18 protein-coding genes and 2 pseudogenes are annotated in these 16,446 nt (G+C 76.5%); 9 read left to right on the top strand and 11 right to left on the bottom strand.

Annotated elements, in window-relative coordinates:
- The first annotated feature begins 186 nt into the window (after positions 1-186).
- On the top strand, positions 187-1,032 hold the full coding sequence (locus ACFV2S_RS29000) for an NmrA family transcriptional regulator (protein WP_385565082.1): 846 nt from the start codon (positions 187-189) through the stop codon (positions 1,030-1,032).
- A 10-nt stretch (positions 1,033-1,042) separates the two neighbouring features.
- Here the strand turns inward: ACFV2S_RS29000 and ACFV2S_RS29005 are convergent, their stop codons facing one another.
- Complete coding sequence (locus ACFV2S_RS29005; RefSeq protein ID WP_385565085.1) at positions 1,043-1,993, bottom strand: helix-turn-helix transcriptional regulator; 951 nt, start codon at positions 1,991-1,993, stop codon at positions 1,043-1,045.
- Positions 1,994-2,032: 39 nt separating this feature from the next.
- Here ACFV2S_RS29005 and ACFV2S_RS29010 point away from each other — a divergent pair, with 39 nt between their 5' ends.
- The gene (locus ACFV2S_RS29010) at positions 2,033-2,512 is read left to right on the top strand and encodes a hypothetical protein (protein ID WP_385565088.1); all 480 of its coding nucleotides are present in this window, start codon (positions 2,033-2,035) and stop codon (positions 2,510-2,512) included.
- A 114-nt stretch (positions 2,513-2,626) separates the two neighbouring features.
- On the opposite strand, the gene ACFV2S_RS29015 is transcribed toward ACFV2S_RS29010, so the two are convergent.
- On the bottom strand, positions 2,627-3,373 hold the full coding sequence (locus ACFV2S_RS29015) for a class I SAM-dependent methyltransferase (protein WP_385565090.1): 747 nt from the start codon (positions 3,371-3,373) through the stop codon (positions 2,627-2,629).
- A gap of 21 nt (positions 3,374-3,394) precedes the next feature.
- Positions 3,395-3,700 carry a 4a-hydroxytetrahydrobiopterin dehydratase gene (locus ACFV2S_RS29020; RefSeq protein ID WP_352021960.1) on the bottom strand — a complete coding sequence of 102 codons (306 nt, stop codon included), beginning with the start codon at positions 3,698-3,700 and terminating at the stop codon, positions 3,395-3,397.
- Between the two features lie 95 nt (positions 3,701-3,795).
- Here ACFV2S_RS29020 and ACFV2S_RS29025 point away from each other — a divergent pair, with 95 nt between their 5' ends.
- Positions 3,796-4,617, top strand: a complete 822-nt coding sequence (locus tag ACFV2S_RS29025; protein ID WP_385565093.1) for a helix-turn-helix domain-containing protein — start codon at positions 3,796-3,798, stop codon at positions 4,615-4,617.
- 3 nt (positions 4,618-4,620) lie between these two features.
- On the opposite strand, the gene ACFV2S_RS29030 is transcribed toward ACFV2S_RS29025, so the two are convergent.
- Entirely contained in the window at positions 4,621-5,046 is a 426-nt protein-coding gene (locus ACFV2S_RS29030) for a hypothetical protein (RefSeq protein ID WP_385565096.1), read from the bottom strand.
- Positions 5,047-5,297: 251 nt separating this feature from the next.
- Here ACFV2S_RS29030 and ACFV2S_RS29035 point away from each other — a divergent pair, with 251 nt between their 5' ends.
- Positions 5,298-6,506, top strand: coding sequence for a low temperature requirement protein A (locus ACFV2S_RS29035; protein WP_385565100.1), 1,209 nt, complete (start codon positions 5,298-5,300; stop codon positions 6,504-6,506).
- Positions 6,507-6,553: 47 nt separating this feature from the next.
- The gene (locus tag ACFV2S_RS29040; RefSeq protein WP_385565103.1) at positions 6,554-6,814 is read left to right on the top strand and encodes a hypothetical protein; all 261 of its coding nucleotides are present in this window, start codon (positions 6,554-6,556) and stop codon (positions 6,812-6,814) included.
- Positions 6,815-7,101: 287 nt separating this feature from the next.
- Here ACFV2S_RS29040 and ACFV2S_RS29045 read toward each other — a convergent pair whose 3' ends face one another.
- The 4 genes from ACFV2S_RS29045 to ACFV2S_RS29060 form a co-directional block, all read right to left on the bottom strand.
- Positions 7,102-7,272, bottom strand: a complete 171-nt coding sequence (locus ACFV2S_RS29045; RefSeq protein ID WP_383796743.1) for a hypothetical protein — start codon at positions 7,270-7,272, stop codon at positions 7,102-7,104.
- 56 nt (positions 7,273-7,328) lie between these two features.
- Positions 7,329-7,682, bottom strand: a complete 354-nt coding sequence (locus ACFV2S_RS29050; protein WP_385565109.1) for a hypothetical protein — start codon at positions 7,680-7,682, stop codon at positions 7,329-7,331.
- A gap of 154 nt (positions 7,683-7,836) precedes the next feature.
- Positions 7,837-9,951, bottom strand: coding sequence for a phage holin family protein (locus ACFV2S_RS29055; RefSeq protein WP_385565236.1), 2,115 nt, complete (start codon positions 9,949-9,951; stop codon positions 7,837-7,839).
- 264 nt (positions 9,952-10,215) lie between these two features.
- Complete coding sequence (locus tag ACFV2S_RS29060; protein WP_383796749.1) at positions 10,216-10,620, bottom strand: hypothetical protein; 405 nt, start codon at positions 10,618-10,620, stop codon at positions 10,216-10,218.
- 109 nt (positions 10,621-10,729) lie between these two features.
- On the opposite strand from ACFV2S_RS29060, the gene ACFV2S_RS29065 reads away from it, so the two are divergent.
- Both ACFV2S_RS29065 and ACFV2S_RS29070 read left to right on the top strand, forming a co-directional pair.
- Positions 10,730-11,509: an MBL fold metallo-hydrolase gene (locus tag ACFV2S_RS29065; RefSeq protein WP_385565115.1), complete on the top strand. Its 780-nt coding sequence runs from the start codon at positions 10,730-10,732 to the stop codon at positions 11,507-11,509.
- 17 nt (positions 11,510-11,526) lie between these two features.
- Positions 11,527-12,168, top strand: a complete 642-nt coding sequence (locus ACFV2S_RS29070) for a DedA family protein (RefSeq protein ID WP_385565240.1) — start codon at positions 11,527-11,529, stop codon at positions 12,166-12,168.
- On the opposite strand, the gene ACFV2S_RS29075 is transcribed toward ACFV2S_RS29070, so the two are convergent.
- The 3 genes and pseudogenes from ACFV2S_RS29075 to ACFV2S_RS29085 form a co-directional block, all read right to left on the bottom strand.
- Positions 12,148-13,188 carry an MBL fold metallo-hydrolase gene (locus ACFV2S_RS29075; RefSeq protein WP_385565120.1) on the bottom strand — a complete coding sequence of 347 codons (1,041 nt, stop codon included), beginning with the start codon at positions 13,186-13,188 and terminating at the stop codon, positions 12,148-12,150. The genes ACFV2S_RS29070 and ACFV2S_RS29075 overlap by 21 nt on opposite strands.
- A 94-nt stretch (positions 13,189-13,282) precedes the next feature.
- Positions 13,283-14,374, bottom strand: a pseudogene (locus tag ACFV2S_RS29080) (aminotransferase class I/II-fold pyridoxal phosphate-dependent enzyme); the annotation flags it as partial.
- Positions 14,375-14,500: 126 nt separating this feature from the next.
- Positions 14,501-14,642, bottom strand: a pseudogene (locus tag ACFV2S_RS29085) (pyridoxal phosphate-dependent aminotransferase); the annotation flags it as partial.
- Positions 14,643-14,790: 148 nt separating this feature from the next.
- Between ACFV2S_RS29085 and ACFV2S_RS29090 the strand changes: the two are divergent.
- Complete coding sequence (locus ACFV2S_RS29090) at positions 14,791-15,309, top strand: GNAT family N-acetyltransferase (protein WP_385565123.1); 519 nt, start codon at positions 14,791-14,793, stop codon at positions 15,307-15,309.
- Positions 15,310-15,399: 90 nt separating this feature from the next.
- Positions 15,400-16,236, top strand: coding sequence for a methyltransferase domain-containing protein (locus tag ACFV2S_RS29095; protein WP_385565126.1), 837 nt, complete (start codon positions 15,400-15,402; stop codon positions 16,234-16,236).
- Positions 16,237-16,446: the final 210 nt, after the last annotated feature.

Here is a 16,446-nt window from a genome sequence, read left to right on the forward strand (position 1 = left end):
TGTTGTTGGCTTTGTCGCAGCCTGCTTTTTTTGTGTGCGGCCTTGGTCCGGCGGGCTGTGTCTCTGCGCCGAAACCCCACCCAAGACACCCCCTGGAACGCCGGTCGCGGAGAGGTGAGACGGACGCGTAGGGAGGTGAGACGGCGGAGCATGGGCGGGCGGCGCTGGGGGCGGGAGTCTTGAGCCATGACGACGCACACGAACGACATCGAGAACACGACGGTCCTGGTCACGAGCGCCACCGGCAAGACGGGGCGGCGGGTGGCCGAGCGGCTGGCCGCCCGCGGCGCGACGGTGCGGGCCGGCTCCCGGAGCGGGGCGACCGTCTTCGACTGGGAGGCCCCGGAGACCTGGGCCCCCGCGCTGCGGGGCGCGGACGCCGCGTACGTGGCCTACTACCCGGACCTGGCCGCCCCCGGGGCGGTCGAGGCCATGGACGTCCTCGGCCGGCTGGCCGCGGAGAACGGGGTCCGGCGGCTCACCCTGCTCTCCGGGCGCGGGGAGCCCGAGGCGGTCCAGGCGGAGGAGGCCCTGCGGGCGGCGGCGTCCGGGGTCGGACTGACCGTCGTGCGGGCCTCGTTCTTCGCGCAGAACTTCTCCGAGGGTCTGCTCGCGGAGGGCGTCGCCGAGGGCGCGGTCGTCTTCCCGGCCGGTGACACGGCGGAGCCGTTCATCGACGCCGACGACCTGGCCGACGTCGTGGTGGAGACCCTGACGGCAGACGGGCACGCGGGGCGGGTGCACGAGGTGACGGGTCCCCGGCCGGTGGGCTTCGCCGAGGTGGCGGCGGAGATCGCCCGCGTCTCGGGCCGCCCGGTGGTCTACCGGCCGGTGTCGGAGGCCGAGTACGCGGGACTGCTCGGCGGGTTCGGGCTCCCGGCCGGCGAGGCGGAGTGGCTCGCCGGGCTGTTCGCGACGCTCCTCGACGGGCACAACGCCTCGGCGACGGACGGTGTGAAGCGCGTCCTGGGCCGCGAGCCGCGCTCCTTCACCGAGTTCGCGGCGGAGGTCTGGGGCGGTGCGGCGGCCTGACGGTGTCCCCTCAGGCGTACCGGCGGGCCAGGGTCCGCACGGTCGTGGCGATGCGGTCGCGGAGGTCCTCCGGGGCGAGGAACTCCACCTCGGCTCCGAGGCCGAGGAAGGTGTCGTGGGCGTGCTCGGGCGATTCGACCGGGAGCACGGCGCGGGTCCAGCCGTCGGGTTCGGGGGTGCCGGTGGCGGCCAGGGCCCGGGCGGCGGCGCCCGTGAGCCGGGCGGCGCCGCGTGCGGAGAGCCGGACGACGGCCTCGCCCTGGTGGAGCCGGCGGTGGAAGTCGGTCCGGCTCGCCCGCCAGTGCGCGGCGAGGTCGAAGTCCGCCGGGATCGCGGCCTCCTCGTCGGTGACCGTGAGTGCGAGGATCTGGTCGACTCGGTAGGTCCGGGGTCCGGGCCCGGCGACCAGGTACCAGCGTCCGGCCTTGAGCACGAGTCCGTACGGTTCGAGGCGCCGGTCGACGTCGGTCGGTTCCTTCCAGCGCCGGTAGCGGACCTCCAGGACGCGTCCGGCGCGGACCGCGGCGGCGACCTCGGGCAGGAACGGAACCTCGCCGCCCTCGTCGTACCAGCCGGGGGCGTCGATGTGGAAGCGGGCGGCGAGGCGGTCTACGTGTTCGCGCAGGGCGGCCGGAAGGGCCGCGCGGAGCTTCAGCCGGGCGTCGGCGAAGTGCGGGCCGAGTCCGAGCCCTTCGGCGGCCCCGGGCATGCCGGAGACCACCAGCGCCTCGGCCTCCGGGGCGAACAGTCCGGTGAGCCGGGTGCGGCTGCCCGGCAGGAGCTGGTAGCCGCCGCGGTGTCCGGCGTCGCCGTAGAGGGGCACGCCGGCGGCGTGCAGCGCCTCGATGTCGCGGTAGACGGTGCGGACGGAGACCCCGAGCTCCTCGGCGAGCCGCGCCGCGGTCGTCCGGCCGCCGGTCTGGAGCAGCAGCAGGATCGAGACGAGACGGCCGGCTTTCACTGACACAAGATGTCAGTGAAGCGTTCCTACAGTCCAGCCATGGCTTTCGCAGAGAAGAACCTCCTCGCGCTGCCGCCGGTCGAGATCGCCGGCCGGCACCTGAAGCGCTACCACGTCTCCTCCGGTCCCGCGGGCATCGAACCGGAGGTGGAGGCGGCGGCGTACGCACTGCTCCCGGAGCTCCTGCCGGAGCCGGACGGCACCCCGGCGGCCGGTTTCGTGGTGCTGCACCGGGGCGGTGACAGCGGCGCGTACCTCAACGCGTACAGCTGGGTGTGGGACAACGTGCTCCACTTCGGGGGCGGGGCCGCCGGCCAGCCGGCCCTGGACTGCCCCGACACCGACCCGACGCACTTCGTGCGGGTCGACCGCTCGTGGATCGGCTGCGTGTGGGAGCTGCCGCCGCTCGGCCACGAACGGGAGGCCTGGGTCCGGCACATGCTGGCGCCCGGGACGCCGGACCTGGCGGGCTACCTCGCGGACGCGCTGCCCTCCGGCCCGACGGGAGGCCGCGCCTGATCGCCGGCGGCTTCGCTCTCCTCGACGGGCGGTGGCTGGTCCGCATCCGCCACCAGGCCGACGTCCCCGGACCCCGGGGAGCGGGTGGGAGGAGTGCGAACCGGGTGAGGGAGTTCAGCCGCGCCTGACGAAGCTCGCGAGCCGGTAACGGGGGTCGGCTCGGGGGCGGTCCTGGTCCGGGAGCGCGGTCAGCGCGGCGGCGAGCGTCTCGGTCGCCGCCGCGTCGCCGTCGAACCAGGAGGCGAAGTAGCCGGCGCGCAGCTTCCGGACGGTGTCGCGCGGGGTGGCGCCCTGGCCGTGTCCGGTGAAGCGGGTGCCGGGGGCGGGGTCGAGGCCGTGGGCCGCCGCGCTCGTGGTGATCAGGTCGGCGCGGTCGGAGGCCGCCGCCGCGGAGCGGCGGGAGCGGAGGATCGCGTCGATGTCGCTGCCGACGTCGTGGGCGGCGTCCTTGTCGACGGTGGCGACGAGGACGCCGCCGGGTCGGAGCACCCGGGCGGCCTCGGCGACGACGTCCGCCGCGAAGGGGACGAGGTGCAGCAGCCACACGGCCGTCACCGCGTCCAGGGAGGCGTCGGGCAGTGGCAGCCGCCGGGCGTCGGCGCGCACGGCGCGGCCGGGGATCCGGCCGGCGGCGACCCGCACCATGGCGTGGGCGGCGTCGGCCCCGTAGACGCGCAGGCCGGGCCGGCCGAGGCGTTCGGTGACGAGGCCGGTGCCGCAGGCGAGGTCGAGGAGGGTGCGGGCGCCGGGCGGCACGAGGCGGAGGACGGCCCCGGCGGCCGCCTCGGCGCGGGGCACGCCGCCGCGGGTCCGGTCGTAGTGCGCTGCCTCTGCCTCGTAGTCGAGCACGGTCTCCGCCATGCCCGGGATCCTAATGAGCGGTCAGTTCGCGCCGTGGCCGGGGGCGATCCGCTCGACGCGGTCGGCGAGTTCGAAGTCCTTCTCGGTGACGGCGCCGCCCGCGGAGTGGGTGCTGACGGCGACGGCGACCGTGTTGTAGCCGAGGGTGAGGTCCGAGTGGTGGTCGAGCTCCTGCTGGATCTGGGCCACGTGGACGACGAGCGCGGTCGCCGCGAAGTGGTCGCCGAGCCGGTAGGTCCGGGTGAGCCGGTCGGCGTCGACGGACCAGCCGGGCAGCTCCCTCAGGCGGTCCTCGATCTCCTTCTGCGACAGCGGCTGTGTGGGCACGGCGGTGCTCCCTCCGGTCGGGTGGTGCGCGGGGTGACGGTCAGGGGCCCCGGGGGAAAGCTACCCGGGGTCCCCCTCTGGGATACCGTCTGGCCATGACAACTGTCGTGACCGACACGGGGGTGGGGGCGCTGCTGCGCGGATGGCGCGAGCAGCGGCGGCTGAGCCAGCTGGAGCTGGCGCTGCGCGCGGACTCCTCGGCGCGGCACATCTCGTTCGTGGAGACGGGCCGGTCCCGGCCGAGCGAGGAGATGGTCCTGCGGCTCGCCGAGCACCTGGACGTGCCGGTGCGCGACCGGAACGCGCTGCTGCTCGCCGCGGGATACGCGCCCCGGTACGCGGAGTCCCCGCTGGACGCGCCCCGCCTGGAGACGCTGCGCTGGGGCATCCGGCAGCTGCTCGAAGGGTACGAGCCGTATCCGGCGCTCGTGGTCGACGGCACGTACACGGTGGTGGCGGCCAACCGGGGGATCGAGCTGCTGCTCGGCGGCCTTCCGGAGCATCTGCTGACGCCGCCGATGAACGCGATGCGGCTCACCCTGCACCCGGAGGGCCTGGCGCCCCGCATCCGGAACCTGCGGGAATGGCGGGGCCACCTCCTGGCCCAGATGGACCGTCAGATCGCGCTGGCCCGTTCGGAGCCGCTGCGGGAGCTGTACGAGGAGGTGGCGGCCTATCCGCTGCCGGAGCGGATCGACCCGGAGGACCGGCCGGACGCGGAGCCGTACCCGTACTTCGCGCTGCCGCTGCGGATCGAGCACGAGGGCCGGGTGCTGTCGTTCGTGTCGTCGATCTCGACGTTCAACACGCCGATGGACGTGACCGTCGCCGAGCTGGCCATCGAGACGTTCCTCCCGGCCGACCCGGAGACGGTCGCCCACCTGCGCTCGCTCGCCGCGTCGACGGCGGACGGCTGAGCCTCAGCGGGCCGCGGACGCCACGGCCCTGAGGGCGGCCCACTGGAGTGCGGCGAAGCCCGCGACGGTGGCGGCCTGCACGGGGGTCCACAGGAGTCCGGCGGTGGTCGGCTCCAGCCAGGCGGCGAGGGCGACGACGCTGAGGACGGCCCAGATCACGTTGGCGTCGACGACGAGCTTCACGGCGAGCGCCGGGGGCTGCGGGCGGCTCGCGAGCCAGGCGACGCCCGCGGCGAACGCGGTGAGGAAGAGGCCGAGTTCGAGGAGCAGCCCCGCGTCGACACCGAGGACGTCGCCGAGGGGGCCGGAGGCGGCGAGGTAGGCGATCCCGTTGGCTCCGGTGACGACCGCGTCGAGGGCGAGGAAGCGGCGTACCGCGGACTGGGGCCGGGTGGTGCGGGCGAGGCCGGCGAGCAGGGTCCGGGACATGGCGGATCACCCTCCAGAGGGGACGTTCGTGCTGGTCGTGGACCCGGAGCCCGAGCGGAGTGCGCCACCCGGGCTCCGGTGTCCCCGAGCATGCCGGGCGGCGGGCGGGGGGTCGATTACGCCCGAGGTAATGCGGGAGGTCATGACCCGCGTCGTGACGGTCTCCGGACAGCCGTGCCGTCGGTCCCCCGGGGTGAGTAGTCTTCGCGCCGGGGTGGCCGGAACCGGCGCCCCTAAGGGGGAGAACGCGCATGGCGTGGAACAGGGAACGGGCCCTCATGGTGGCCACCGGGGACGATCACAAGGTGACGCCCGCGGAGCTCTTCTTCGACCTGGTGTTCGTGTACGCGATCACGCAGGTCACGGCACTGATGGCGGAGGCGCCATCGCCGCAGCGGATGGTGGGCGCGATGGTCGTGCTCGCGCTGCTGTGGTGGTGCTGGTGCTCCTTCGCCTGGCTGGGCAATGTCGTACGGGCCGACTCCGGCGCCCTGTTCGGCGTCCTCGTCACCGTCATGGCCGTCGTCCTGATCGTGTCCTTCGCCGTGCCCAAGGTCTTCGCGCACGGACCGGGCGGGCTGTCGGCGCCGCTGGTGTTCGTGCTCTGTTACGGCACGGTGCGCATCCTGCACCTGACCTCGTACTGGCTGTCCAGCCCCGGCGACGCCGCGCTGCGGGTCACCCTGCGGCGCACGGCCATGGCGTCGGTGCTGCCGCCGCTGGTGCTGCTGCTGATCGGCTGCGCGTTCGACGGCCGGGTCCAGCTCCTGTGGTGGCTGGGCGCGGTGGCCGTCGACTACGGCGGGATCTACGTCACCGGTTCCTCCGGCTGGCGGGTCAACTCCCCCGGGCACTTCGCCGAGCGGCACGGTCTGATCGTGATCATCGCGCTCGGCGAGTCCATCGTGGCGATGGGCGTCGGCGTGTCCGGTTTCCCGCTCACCTACGCCGTGCTCGGCGGCTCGGCGGCGGGCCTGCTGCTGTCGGCGGGGCTGTGGCGGCTGTACTTCCGGCAGCTGGGCGAGGCCGCCGAGCACCGTCTCACCGGGCTCGACGGCGACGACCGCACCCGCTTCGCGCGGGACGTCTACACGTTCCTGCACCTGCCGCTGGTCGCGGGGGTCGTGCTCTGCGCGCTCGGGATGAAGAAGGTCCTCCAGCAGGTCGCGGACACCGGGCACTACGGCCTGGCGGAGCCGCTGCACGGGGCGGTGGCCTGGTCGCTCACCGGAGGTGTCGGCGTCTACCTGCTCGGCGCCGCCGCGATCGTGCTGCGCACCTCGGGCCGGCGGCCGACCGCGCTGGCCGCGGGCGGCGTCTGCTGCCTGGCGGCGGGCCCGCTGGTCGGCCTCGTCCCCGCCCTGGTGGCTCTCACGGTCCTCGCCGCGACGGCGGCGGTCCTCGTGGGCCTGCACACCCGGCGGAGCGGGCGGACCTTCACGGCGGTGGAGGCGGCCTGACCCGGGCGCGCGGCACGGGCGCGGGGCTCCTGTCGGAGGATCGCCGGGTGCGGCGGCGGTCCTCCGGCAGGAGCCCCGCGCCGGTGGTCGAGCGGGAGGAGTACGTGCTCGGCACGGTGTGCGGGGCCGTGCCGGTCACGGTCGGCGGGGGCCACTCGGCGGTGGGCTTCTCGCTGCCGGTCGCCGAGGAGGACCGTCTGGAGGAGACGGCGCTGCGGCTGCGGGGCCGGCTCGAACGGGTGCTGACGGACCGTGCCTTCGCGGCGCCGGGCCGGCCGGTCGGTACGCGGCACGGCGGGGGCCGCTGAAGGCGCGCGGCCGGGTGGTGGCTCCGAGCAGGCGGTCCGGCGGCGCGGCGGCCCCCGCGACCGCGCAGGCCGTGCGGGGCGCCCCCCGGGGCGCGGGCGGGGGGGCGGGGCCGCGGGGGCGCCGCGGGGGCCCGCGCCGGGGGCCCCGGGCCCCCGGGGCGGCGGCCGCGCCGGCGGGGGGGGGGGGGGCCCCCCCGGCGGGGGGGGGGGCGGGCGCCCCCCCCCCCCCCCCCCCCGCCCCCCCCCCCCCCCCCGGCGCCGCCCCCGGGCGCCCCCGGACCCGGAGGTCAGCGCAGGGGACCCTCGCGGTGTCCCGGGTCCTCGCGGTGCGCGGGCGGCTCGGGCGCCGTCGCGGGCGCCGGGGCCGGTGTCTCGTGGGCGGTGCGCTCCGCGCGGCGGGCGCGGGAGGCCTCGGCGCGCAGCAGGGCCTGGAGGACGGCGTACGGATCGACGGGCATGGCGGAGCTCCTCGTGGTGCGGGGGGGGTGAGGTGACTGCGGGGAGGCGGGGCCTCTCAGCAGCGCATCACCGGGCACCGGAGCGCGTCGCCGCGCGGGGCGGGGGCGGGGGCGGGATGCCGCAGGCCCCGGGACCGGCGGGCCCGGGGCCGTGGTCCGGCGGGGCGCGGGCGCGTGCCGTGCCGCCGGGCCCGGCCGGGAAGTGCGGCCTCGGTGCCCGCCGGTTCATGGGTCTCGCCGCCCGGGTCGGAAGCCGGGGTGGCGGCCGCGGCGCGCGTCTCGGCGGCGGGGAGCGCCGCCGCGGCCCCGGCGCCGTACAGCGCGGCGAGGACGAGGAGGAGCGCGATCCAACGGTGCCGGCGCCCCGCCGGAAGGGCGGGCGCGGCGGGGGTCGGGCGCGCGGGGCTCATGGAGATCCGTACTGCCCCGCGGTGCGCCCCGCGCGGCGTCCGCGGCCCCAGATCCGCCCGGGCGGCCTACGCTCCGGGCCCCGGATTCACCCCCAGGGCGGCAGCGCGCCGCCCGCGGGCCGCCCTCCACGCGTCCACGGGCGGGCCGGCGACGTCAGTGGTTCTTGTCCGGCGCGACCGGGCCGTCGACCGGAAGAAGCGATTCCGGCGCGCCTGCGGGCGGTGAGACCTCCAGGGGGCCCAGCGGCACCTGCGGCCCCGAGGACTCGCGCAGCCAGCTCCTCAGCACCCGGTGCACCTGCTCCGCCCCCACCAGCTCCTCCCCCGGGGCGACCGGCGGCGACAGGTCCGGCGGCGACAGCAGGAAGGCCCGCGACTGCTCTCCGCCGAGGCCGCCGTGCGAACCGATCTGCTCCTCGAAGGCGTGCACGCGGCCCGTCGCCGGGTCGTACATGGAGTTGACCATGATGTCCGCGACGTGCGGGAAGCCGTCCGTGCGCCGCACCGCCGCCGCCGCGCCCGGCCCGAAGACCGCGAGCGGCCCGTCGTCGCCGAGCTCCGCCACCGGCACCTCCGCCCCGTCGCGGCCGAGCACCACCGAGCCGTGCTCGGCGCTCGCCACGAGCAAGAAGCCGATCCCCGGATGGTGCGCGAGGGTCCGCAGCAGCCCCGGATGGCGGCGGTCGATCTCCTCCCGGGTCATCCGGTGCGGCACGTCGGGGAAGGAGACGAGCCCCAGGTTCCCCGAGGCGAGGACCACCGGTTCGGAGAGCCGGGCGGGCAGCTGGCGCGCCGTCTCGCCGCTCTCGTCCACCGGCCGGTGCAGCGCGCTGCGCAGCGCGTCCCGGGCCGCGTCCCGCCCCTCCGAACCTCCGCCGGACTCCGTCTGGGGGTGCCCCCACCGGGTGCGCCGCACCCGGCGCGGCACCGGGAGCCCGCACCCGGCCCGTACGAGGTCCTTCAGCGTCAGCCCGTACGCCGACTCGAAGGTCTCGCCCGGGCTCTGCCCGTGGTCGGAGAGGAGCACGATCCGGTACGGGCGCGGGGCGTGCTCGGCGACCGTGGCGATGAGCGCGATCGCCCGGTCGAGGCGCTTCAGGACCTGGTCGGTGTCCCGGCCGTGCGGCCCCGAGTGGTGGGCCACCTCGTCGTACGCGACGAGGTCGGCGTAGACCGCGGTCCGCCCGGCCAGCATGTCGCCCATCACGGCGGAGACCACGACGTCCCGCTCGACGACGGTCGCGAAGGCGCGGACGAACGGGTACAGGCCGCCGCGCGAGACCCTCGGGTTCTCGCGGCGCAGCAGCGCCCGGGTCGACTGGACCATCTCCCGGACGCACTCGGCGACGAGCGAACCGGCGGTCCGGACGGCGTTGGCCGGGTCGGAGAAGTACGCGAAGTAGCCGGCCCGGGAGCGGTTGCGGGGGCCGCGCCGGGCGGCCATCGACAGGACCAGGGCGAGCTGGTCGGCGCCGCCGCTGAAGAGGTTGCCCCGGGAGGCCCCGTCGACGGTGAGGAGGCCGGCGTCGCCGGTGCGGCGCACGGCCCGGCGCTGGAGCTCGACGGCGCTCGCCGGGCGGTTCGACACCATGATCCGGCCGGTGTCCTTCTCGTACCAGCGGAAGGCGGGCACGTCCTCGTTGGAGCCGTGCAGGATGCCGAGCTGGCTGGCACCGGTCTGGCTCGACCAGTCGGTGCGCCAGGGGGTGAGCCGGTGCCCGGCGTCCAGCCAGTCCGCGACGGTCGGCATGAGGCCGTCGGCGACGGCGCCGCGCAGCACGTGGTGGCCGACGCCGTCGAGCTGGAGGAAGACCGTGCCGGGCAGGGCCCCGGCCGTGTCGCCGGGGTCGCGGGGGCGGGTGCGGCCGGTGAGCCGGTAGAGCCGGCGCCGGTAGGCCTCGTCGTCGCGGACGGCGAGGGAGGTGGAGGTCGCCGAGGCGACGGCGGACATCGCGGCGGCGACCACGACGGCGGTCTCGGGGTTCGCGGCACCGCGGCCGTCGGGGATCAGCCACAGCGCGACGAGCAGCAGGGAGCCGTTGAGGAAGAAGCCGAGCAGACCGAGGACGAGGGCCGGGACGAGCAGCAGGGCCCGCACGATCAGCGGCCACACCAGCGCGCCGAGCAGACCGAAGGCGCCCGCGGCCCAGGCGGCGGTGAGCGAGGTCCTGGTGAAGCTGTCGCCGTCGGCGGACTGGAGCTGGAAGTCGGGGAGCAGCCCGGCGAGAAGGAGCAGGGTGAGCGTGGACACCGCCCACACGACGGCCATCCGCCCCAGCGCTCTGCCCGCGGACCGCCAGCGGTCGGCGCCACCCCATCGCCCGTCACCCACGCCCGCATCACCTTTCGCCCGTTTCCTTCCTCAAGCGTGGCACAACGGCCACGGTCGGGCGGGCCCGGCGTGCTGCGCGGGCCTCCGGTGGCGAGAGGGTCCCCCGATCCGTCCGCGCGAGGGTCCGGGGCGACGGGTCCGGGCGATGTCCGCGCGACGGGTCCGGGGCGACGTCCGCGCGACGGGTCCGGGCGGCGCGGCTCAGGCGCCGTCGTATCCGGCCGTGGGCATCGAGAGGCGCCGGTGGACCCCCGCCTTCGCCCCCGTGTCGTACGGGGGTTCGTCAAGTCCGACGGTCTCCACCCGCACACCGCGCCGCTCGCACTCCTCGCGGAAGCCCGGCACGGAGGCCAGGGCGCGGGCGAGGACCCGCTCGCTGGGGGCCACGAAGAGGTCCACCGTCCCGTCCTCCACGTCGGCCCACAGCTCCGCGTGGTCCGGGCGGATCCCGTAACAGAACAGCTGGCGGGCGAGCACGTACCCCTTGTCGCGGGCCCAGCGGGCGCACAGCGCGTGCTGTCCGCGCGTGTCGACAAGGAAGGGGTCGCTGTCCAGCTCTTCGAGCGGGGTGAGGCTGGCGATCGCCGCCACCCGAACGTCGTCCATGGACCGACCCTACTGCCGGAAGGTGACGCCCGAACATCCTCCGGAGCATGCTCCGGACATTTACTCTCGTTACGGAACGAGCACGGACGACCGAGAGCAGAAGGGCGGCATGCCGGTGGAGGTCACCTGGTGGGGTCACGCGACCTGCACGGTCGAGGACTCCGGGGTCCGCTTCCTCACCGATCCGCTGTTCGCCCGGCGGCTCGCGCACCTGCGCCGCCGGCGCGGCGCGCTGCCGCCGCCCGAGGCCGCCCGCGCCGAGGCCGTCCTCGTCTCCCACCTGCACGCCGACCACCTCCACCTCCCCTCTCTCGCCCTGCTTCCGCCGGGCACGCGGGTCCTCGTGCCGCGCGGCGCGCCCGCCGCCGTACCGGGGCTGCGCCGGCTCGACCGGGGAGGGCTGCGGCTGACCGAGGTGGAGCCGGGCGACGCGATGACGGTGGAGGGCGTGACGGTTCGGGCCGTCCCGGCGCTCCACGACGGGCGGCGGCTGCCGGTCGGGCCGCACCGCGCCCCCGCGCTCGGGTACGTGGTCGAGGGCGAGGCGCGCACCTACTTCGCCGGGGACACCGGCCTGTTCGACGGCATGGCGGACGCGGTGGGCCCGGTGGACGTGGCGCTGCTGCCGGTCGGCGGCTGGGGACCGTACCTCGGGCACGGCCACCTGGACGCGGGACGGGCGGCCGAGGCGCTCGCCGCGCTCTCGCCGGCGGCCGCGGTGCCGGTGCACTACGGCACGTACTGGCCGATCGGGCTCGACGCGGTCCGGCCGCACGAGTTCCACGCGCCGGGCGACGAGTTCGTCCGCCACGCGGCCCGGCTGGCGCCGAAGGTGGCGGTCCACCTCCTGGGCCACGGCGACCGGGTGCGGCCGGAGGTCGCCCGGTGATCGACGGGCTCACCGGGATGGTCACGGCGGTGCGGGAGCTGCCTCCGGAGTCGACGCAGCAGGCCGTCGGCTACCCCTCGCTCTTCCTGCTCGTGGCGCTCGGCGCGCTGGTGCCGGTGGTGCCGACGGGCGCGATCGTCAGCTCCGCGGCGGTGGTCGCCTTCCACCAGTCCTCGCCGTTCTCGCTGCTCCACGTCTTCCTGGTGGCGGCGCTCGCCGCGTTCCTCGGGGACACGGCGCTCTACTGGCTCGGGCAGCGCGGGGTCCGTTCCCGCAACGGCTCGCGGTGGCTCGCCGCCCTGCGGTCCCGGGTGACGCCGGACCGGCTCGCGCACGCGCAGGAGCGGCTCGACACGCACCAGGTGTCGGTGCTCGTGCTGTCGCGGCTCGTGCCGGCCGGGCGGATCCCGGTGATGCTGGCCTGCCTGCTCGCGGAGATGCCGCTGCGCCGCTTCGCCCGGGGTGACATAGCGGCGTGCCTGGCCTGGGCGGCGACCTACCAGCTGATCGGGATCCTGGGCGGTTCGCTCTTCCCGGAGCCCTGGCAGGGGGTCGTCGCGGCGGTGGGCCTGACGGTGCTCGTCGGCGCGGCCCCGGCGCTGTGGCGGCGGGTCCGGGGCACGCCCCGCGGGACGCCGTCAGGGCACGAGCACCCGTGAGGCGCCGACCGGCAGGTCCCACAGGTCCTCGCGCGGCAGACCGGCCTTCTCCCAGGCGGCCCGGACCCGGGTGAGGGGTTCGAGGACGGGCTCGGAGGACAGCACGAAGGTGGCCCAGTGCATGGGCGCCATCCGCCGCGCGCCGAGGTCCTGGTGGGCGCGGACCGCCTCCTCGGGGTCGGTGTGGACGTCGCTGAGCCACCAGCGGGGGTCGTAGGCGCCGATGGGGAGCAGCGCCAGGTCGATGCCGGGGTAGCGGCGGCCGATCTCGCCGAACCAGTGGCCGTAGCCGGTGTCACCGGCGAAGTGGATCCGGCGCCCGGTCCGGTCGGTGAGCACCCAGCCGCCCCACAGGGACCGGCAGGTGTCCAGGAGGGTGCGCTTGGACCAGTGGTGCGCGGGGACGAAGTCGAAGCGGACCCCGTCGAGTTCGGCGGCCTCCCACCAGTCGAGCTCGGTGACGCGGCTGAAGCGGCGCCGGGTGAACCAGCGGCCGAGCCCGGCCGGGACGAAGACCGGGGTGTGCCGGGGCAGCCGTCTGAGGGTGGGGCCGTCGAGGTGGTCGAAGTGGTTGTGGCTGATGACGACGGCGTCGACGGGCGGCAGGTCCTCCCAGCGGACGCCGACGGGGGTGAGCCGGGCCGGTGTGCCGAAGATGCGGCGGGACCAGACCGGGTCGGTGAGGACGGTGAGTCCGCCGACGCGCAGGATCCAGCTGGCGTGCCCGGCCCAGGTGACGGCGAGGGTGTCGGGTCCCGCGGACGGCAGCGGGCCCGGTTCGAAGGGCAGCAGGGGGATGTCGCGGAGCCCCTCGGGCCGGGGGCGTACGGCTCCTTCGCGGGCGAGGCGGGCCAGGGCCCGGACGCCGGGCAGGGGCGCGGTGAGCCGGTCGGCGAAGGTGCGGGGCCAGTCGTGCCGGAGCCTGCCGAGGGGCTGGAGGGCGGGGACGGGGGGCGCGCCCTGGCCGGGGTGGTGCGGGGCCTGTCCGGCCCGGGCGGGGGGTGCCGTCCGTTCGGTCATCTGCGGACTCCGTTCCGCTCGTGCTCGGCGCTGCGTGGAGGGGGCGTGGAAGGCCTGGGTGCGCCCGGGGTGGTGGCCGCCTTCGCCGTGGCCGTCACCGGAGTTCCTCCAGGGCTCGCCCGAACTCCGCCGACGCGCGCACCACGTGGGGCAGCTCGACGGGGTTCTCGGCCGCGAGGGTCTCGGCGCGCTCCTCCGCGCCGGTGCCCAGGAACATGCCGGTGCCGAACCTGACGCGCAGTGCGCCGAGTTCGTCGCCGAACCGGTGGCCGCCGGTCACCGGGGCTCCGAGCCGCGCGGTGAGGTGGCTCTCCAGCTCCAGGGAGTCGGTGACGCCCCGGGCGGCGAGCCCGGCGCGCAGCGGCCCGAGGTCGGCGTAGAGGTGGCGGCCGGCCCTCGGGGGCCGGGCGAGGGCTCCGGCGGTGAGGACGGCGCGGTGCGCGGCCGCGGCGAGGCGGCCGTGGACGGCGGCGGCGCGCCGGGCCTGTCCGGTGACGTCCTCGGGCTCGTCGAGGGCGTGGGCCATGGCGGGTGCCACGGGTCCGGGGACGAGGGCCCCGAGGGTGGTGAGCACGTCGAGGACGCGGGCCCTGCGGTCGGTCCAGCGGTCGGCGCGGGACGGGTCGGTGGGCGGGAAGCGGGCGACGGCGCAGGGCCAGGCGGCGGGGGTGAGGGCGCCGCCGAGGTCGGCGAGGACGGTGACGTCGTCCGGGCACATCTCGGCGGGGCTGAGGAGCACGGTGTCGTGCGGGCGGTGGAGGGTGTCGCGCCAGGTCTCGTCGCTGATGACGTGCAGGCCCTCGGCGACGGCGGCCTCGCAGGCCTCCCGTACGAGTTCGGGCGCGGGGACGGTGGCGGTGGGGTCGTCGGCGACGGAGAGGAGCAGGACGCGGGGGTCGCCGCCCTCGGCGCGGATCCGCCGGACGGTCTCCAGGAGGGCGTACGGGTCGGGGACGCCGCCCGCCTCGGCGGGCGTGGGCACGTGGTAGGCGGGGCGGCCGAGGAGCCGGGCCTGCGGGGTCCACCAGGCGGGGCAGGGGCGGGGCAGCAGGAGGTCTCCGCCGTGGGCGGCGAGCAGGGCGAGGAGGAGCGCGGGCGCGCCGGGGGCGGCCACCACGTCCTCGGGGTGGGTGCGCAGGCCGCGGCGCCACCAGTAGCCGGCGGCGGCTTCGCGCAGGACGGGCCCGGCGCCCGGCGGGGGGGGGGGGGGGGCGCCCCCCCGGGCCCGCCCGCGCCCCCCCCGCGGCGGGCGGGCGCGGGGGCGCGGGGCCCGCCCCCGGGGGGGGGGGGGGCGGGGGGCCCGGGCGCCCCCCCCCCCCCGGGGGCTCGGGGGCGGTCCGCCCGGCGGCGGCCGCGAGGAGCCCGGCGAGTCCGGGCAGGACGGGGAGGCCGGTGTCGGGTGCGGGAGGTCCGTAGCGCACCGGGCCGCGGCCTTCCGGAGCCGTCTGCCGCATGTCCCGTACCTCCTGAGCGCGCGGGGGCGCCGGGCAGGCGCTCCCGTGCCCTTTATACGAAGGTTCGGGCGGTTCCGCCCCTTCAGATGCCCCTTCCGGGACGGCGTCTCTCCCGTCGGCGCGGATCCGGGCCGGGGCACAATGCCGCATGCCCCTCCGTGAAGCACGCCCCGAAGACGCCGCCGCCCTCGCCGCCGTGCACGTCCTGTCCTGGCGGGCCGCCTACCGCGACCTGGTCCCCGGCCCGTACCTCGACGCCCTCGACGTCGAGGAGCGCGCCGCCGTGTGGCGGTCCCGTCTCACGGCCCCGGACCGGCCGTCGGTGCTCATGGCGACGGACGACGGCGGGCGGGCCGTCGCGTTCTCCTCCTTCCGGGCCTGCCCCGACGAGGAGTTCGCGCCCGGGAGCACCGCCGAGCTCGCCGCGCTGTACTCCCTGCCGGAGGTCTGGGGCACGGGCGTCGGGAGGGCGCTCCTCTCGGCGTCCACCGGGGCTCTCGCGGCGGGCGGGTTCCGGGCGGCCGTGCTGTGGGTGTTCGCGGGCAACGCGCGGGCGCGGAGGTTCTACGAGGCCGCGGGCTGGCGGGCGGACGGCGCCTCGGTACGGGAGGACACGGGCGGGCGGGTCCTGGAGGAACTCCGTTACCGGCGGCACCTGTTCACCTGACCCGCCGTCCACATCGCAAGACGCGGGTCTCATCATGCGGTCTGGGTGCGTACGGTGGAGGCACGCACCCACACCGAGGGAGTCGCTTCGATGACGCACGCCTCCGCGCAGCCCGCGGCCCATGAGACCGCCGTCTACACGCACGGCCACCACGAGTCCGTCCTGCGGTCGCACACCTGGCGGACCGCGGCCAACTCCGCCGCCTACCTGCTGCCCGAACTGCGCGCGGGGCTGGACGTCCTGGACGTGGGCTGCGGACCGGGCACCATCACCGCCGACCTGGCCGACCTGGTCGCGCCGGGCCGGGTCACGGCGGTCGACGCGTCCGACGACGTCCTGGTGAAGGCCTGCACGGTGGCCATCGAACGCGGTCTGGAGAACGTCGAGTTCAAGGTCGCCGACGTCCACGCCCTGGACTTCCCCGACGACTCCTTCGACGTCGTCCACGCCCACCAGGTGCTGCAGCACGTCGGCGACCCGGTCCAGGCCCTGCGCGAGATGCGGCGCGTGTGCCGGCCCGGCGGGATCGTCGCGGCCCGCGACAGCGACTACGGCGCCTTCACCTGGTTCCCCGAGCGGCCCGCCCTGGACGGGTGGCTGGACCTGTACCACCGGGTGGCCCGCGGCAACGGCGGCGAACCGGACGCGGGACGGCGGCTGTTCTCCTGGGCCCGGCAGGCCGGCTTCACCGAGATCACGACGACCGCCGCGACCTGGTGCTTCGCCACTCCCGAGGAGCGGACGTGGTGGAGCGGCCTGTGGGCGGACCGTACGACCTCCTCCGGCTACGCGGAGCTGGCCGTCGACGGCGGGCACGCGACGACCGCCGAACTGGAGTCGATCGCGGAGGCCTGGCGGGAGTGGGGCGAGCAGGACGACGCCTGGTTCATGGTCCCGCACGGCGAGATCCTGTGCCGGGTGTCCTGATCGCCGGAGCGACCGGGTCGTCCCGAGCGCCGGATGCCCCCGGTCACCGGGCGCCCTGAACCTCCGCCGCCCGATCGGCGGCCCCCGGGTCCGTCCCGCCCCCCGGGGGGCCCCCCCCCCCCTTGTGGGCACGGGGAGCCGGGGTCGCCACACGGTGGCAGCCGGGCAGCGGGGGCGTCCGGGAGCGGGGAGTCGTTTGGCTCCGCCCAC

This window comes from Streptomyces sp. NPDC059695 (assembly GCF_042733785.1).
In the GTDB taxonomy this organism is placed as follows: domain Bacteria; phylum Actinomycetota; class Actinomycetes; order Streptomycetales; family Streptomycetaceae; genus Streptomyces.

Excerpts from the sequence above, each read along its gene's own strand:
- ACFV2S_RS29000 (WP_385565082.1), top strand. The coding sequence starts at position 187 with ATGACGACGCACACGAACGACATCGAGAACACGACGGTCCTGGTCACG.
- ACFV2S_RS29010 (WP_385565088.1), top strand. The coding sequence starts at position 2,033 with ATGGCTTTCGCAGAGAAGAACCTCCTCGCGCTGCCGCCGGTCGAGATC.
- ACFV2S_RS29015 (WP_385565090.1), bottom strand. The coding sequence starts at position 3,373 with ATGGCGGAGACCGTGCTCGACTACGAGGCAGAGGCAGCGCACTACGAC.
- ACFV2S_RS29025 (WP_385565093.1), top strand. The coding sequence starts at position 3,796 with ATGACAACTGTCGTGACCGACACGGGGGTGGGGGCGCTGCTGCGCGGA.
- ACFV2S_RS29030 (WP_385565096.1), bottom strand. The coding sequence starts at position 5,046 with ATGTCCCGGACCCTGCTCGCCGGCCTCGCCCGCACCACCCGGCCCCAG.
- ACFV2S_RS29035 (WP_385565100.1), top strand. The coding sequence starts at position 5,298 with ATGGCGTGGAACAGGGAACGGGCCCTCATGGTGGCCACCGGGGACGAT.
- ACFV2S_RS29045 (WP_383796743.1), bottom strand. The coding sequence starts at position 7,272 with ATGCCCGTCGATCCGTACGCCGTCCTCCAGGCCCTGCTGCGCGCCGAG.
- ACFV2S_RS29050 (WP_385565109.1), bottom strand. The coding sequence starts at position 7,682 with ATGAGCCCCGCGCGCCCGACCCCCGCCGCGCCCGCCCTTCCGGCGGGG.
- ACFV2S_RS29055 (WP_385565236.1), bottom strand. The coding sequence starts at position 9,951 with ATGGCCGTCGTGTGGGCGGTGTCCACGCTCACCCTGCTCCTTCTCGCC.
- ACFV2S_RS29060 (WP_383796749.1), bottom strand. The coding sequence starts at position 10,620 with ATGGACGACGTTCGGGTGGCGGCGATCGCCAGCCTCACCCCGCTCGAA.
- ACFV2S_RS29065 (WP_385565115.1), top strand. The coding sequence starts at position 10,730 with ATGCCGGTGGAGGTCACCTGGTGGGGTCACGCGACCTGCACGGTCGAG.
- ACFV2S_RS29070 (WP_385565240.1), top strand. The coding sequence starts at position 11,527 with ATGGTCACGGCGGTGCGGGAGCTGCCTCCGGAGTCGACGCAGCAGGCC.
- ACFV2S_RS29075 (WP_385565120.1), bottom strand. The coding sequence starts at position 13,188 with ATGACCGAACGGACGGCACCCCCCGCCCGGGCCGGACAGGCCCCGCAC.
- ACFV2S_RS29090 (WP_385565123.1), top strand. The coding sequence starts at position 14,791 with ATGCCCCTCCGTGAAGCACGCCCCGAAGACGCCGCCGCCCTCGCCGCC.
- ACFV2S_RS29095 (WP_385565126.1), top strand. The coding sequence starts at position 15,400 with ATGACGCACGCCTCCGCGCAGCCCGCGGCCCATGAGACCGCCGTCTAC.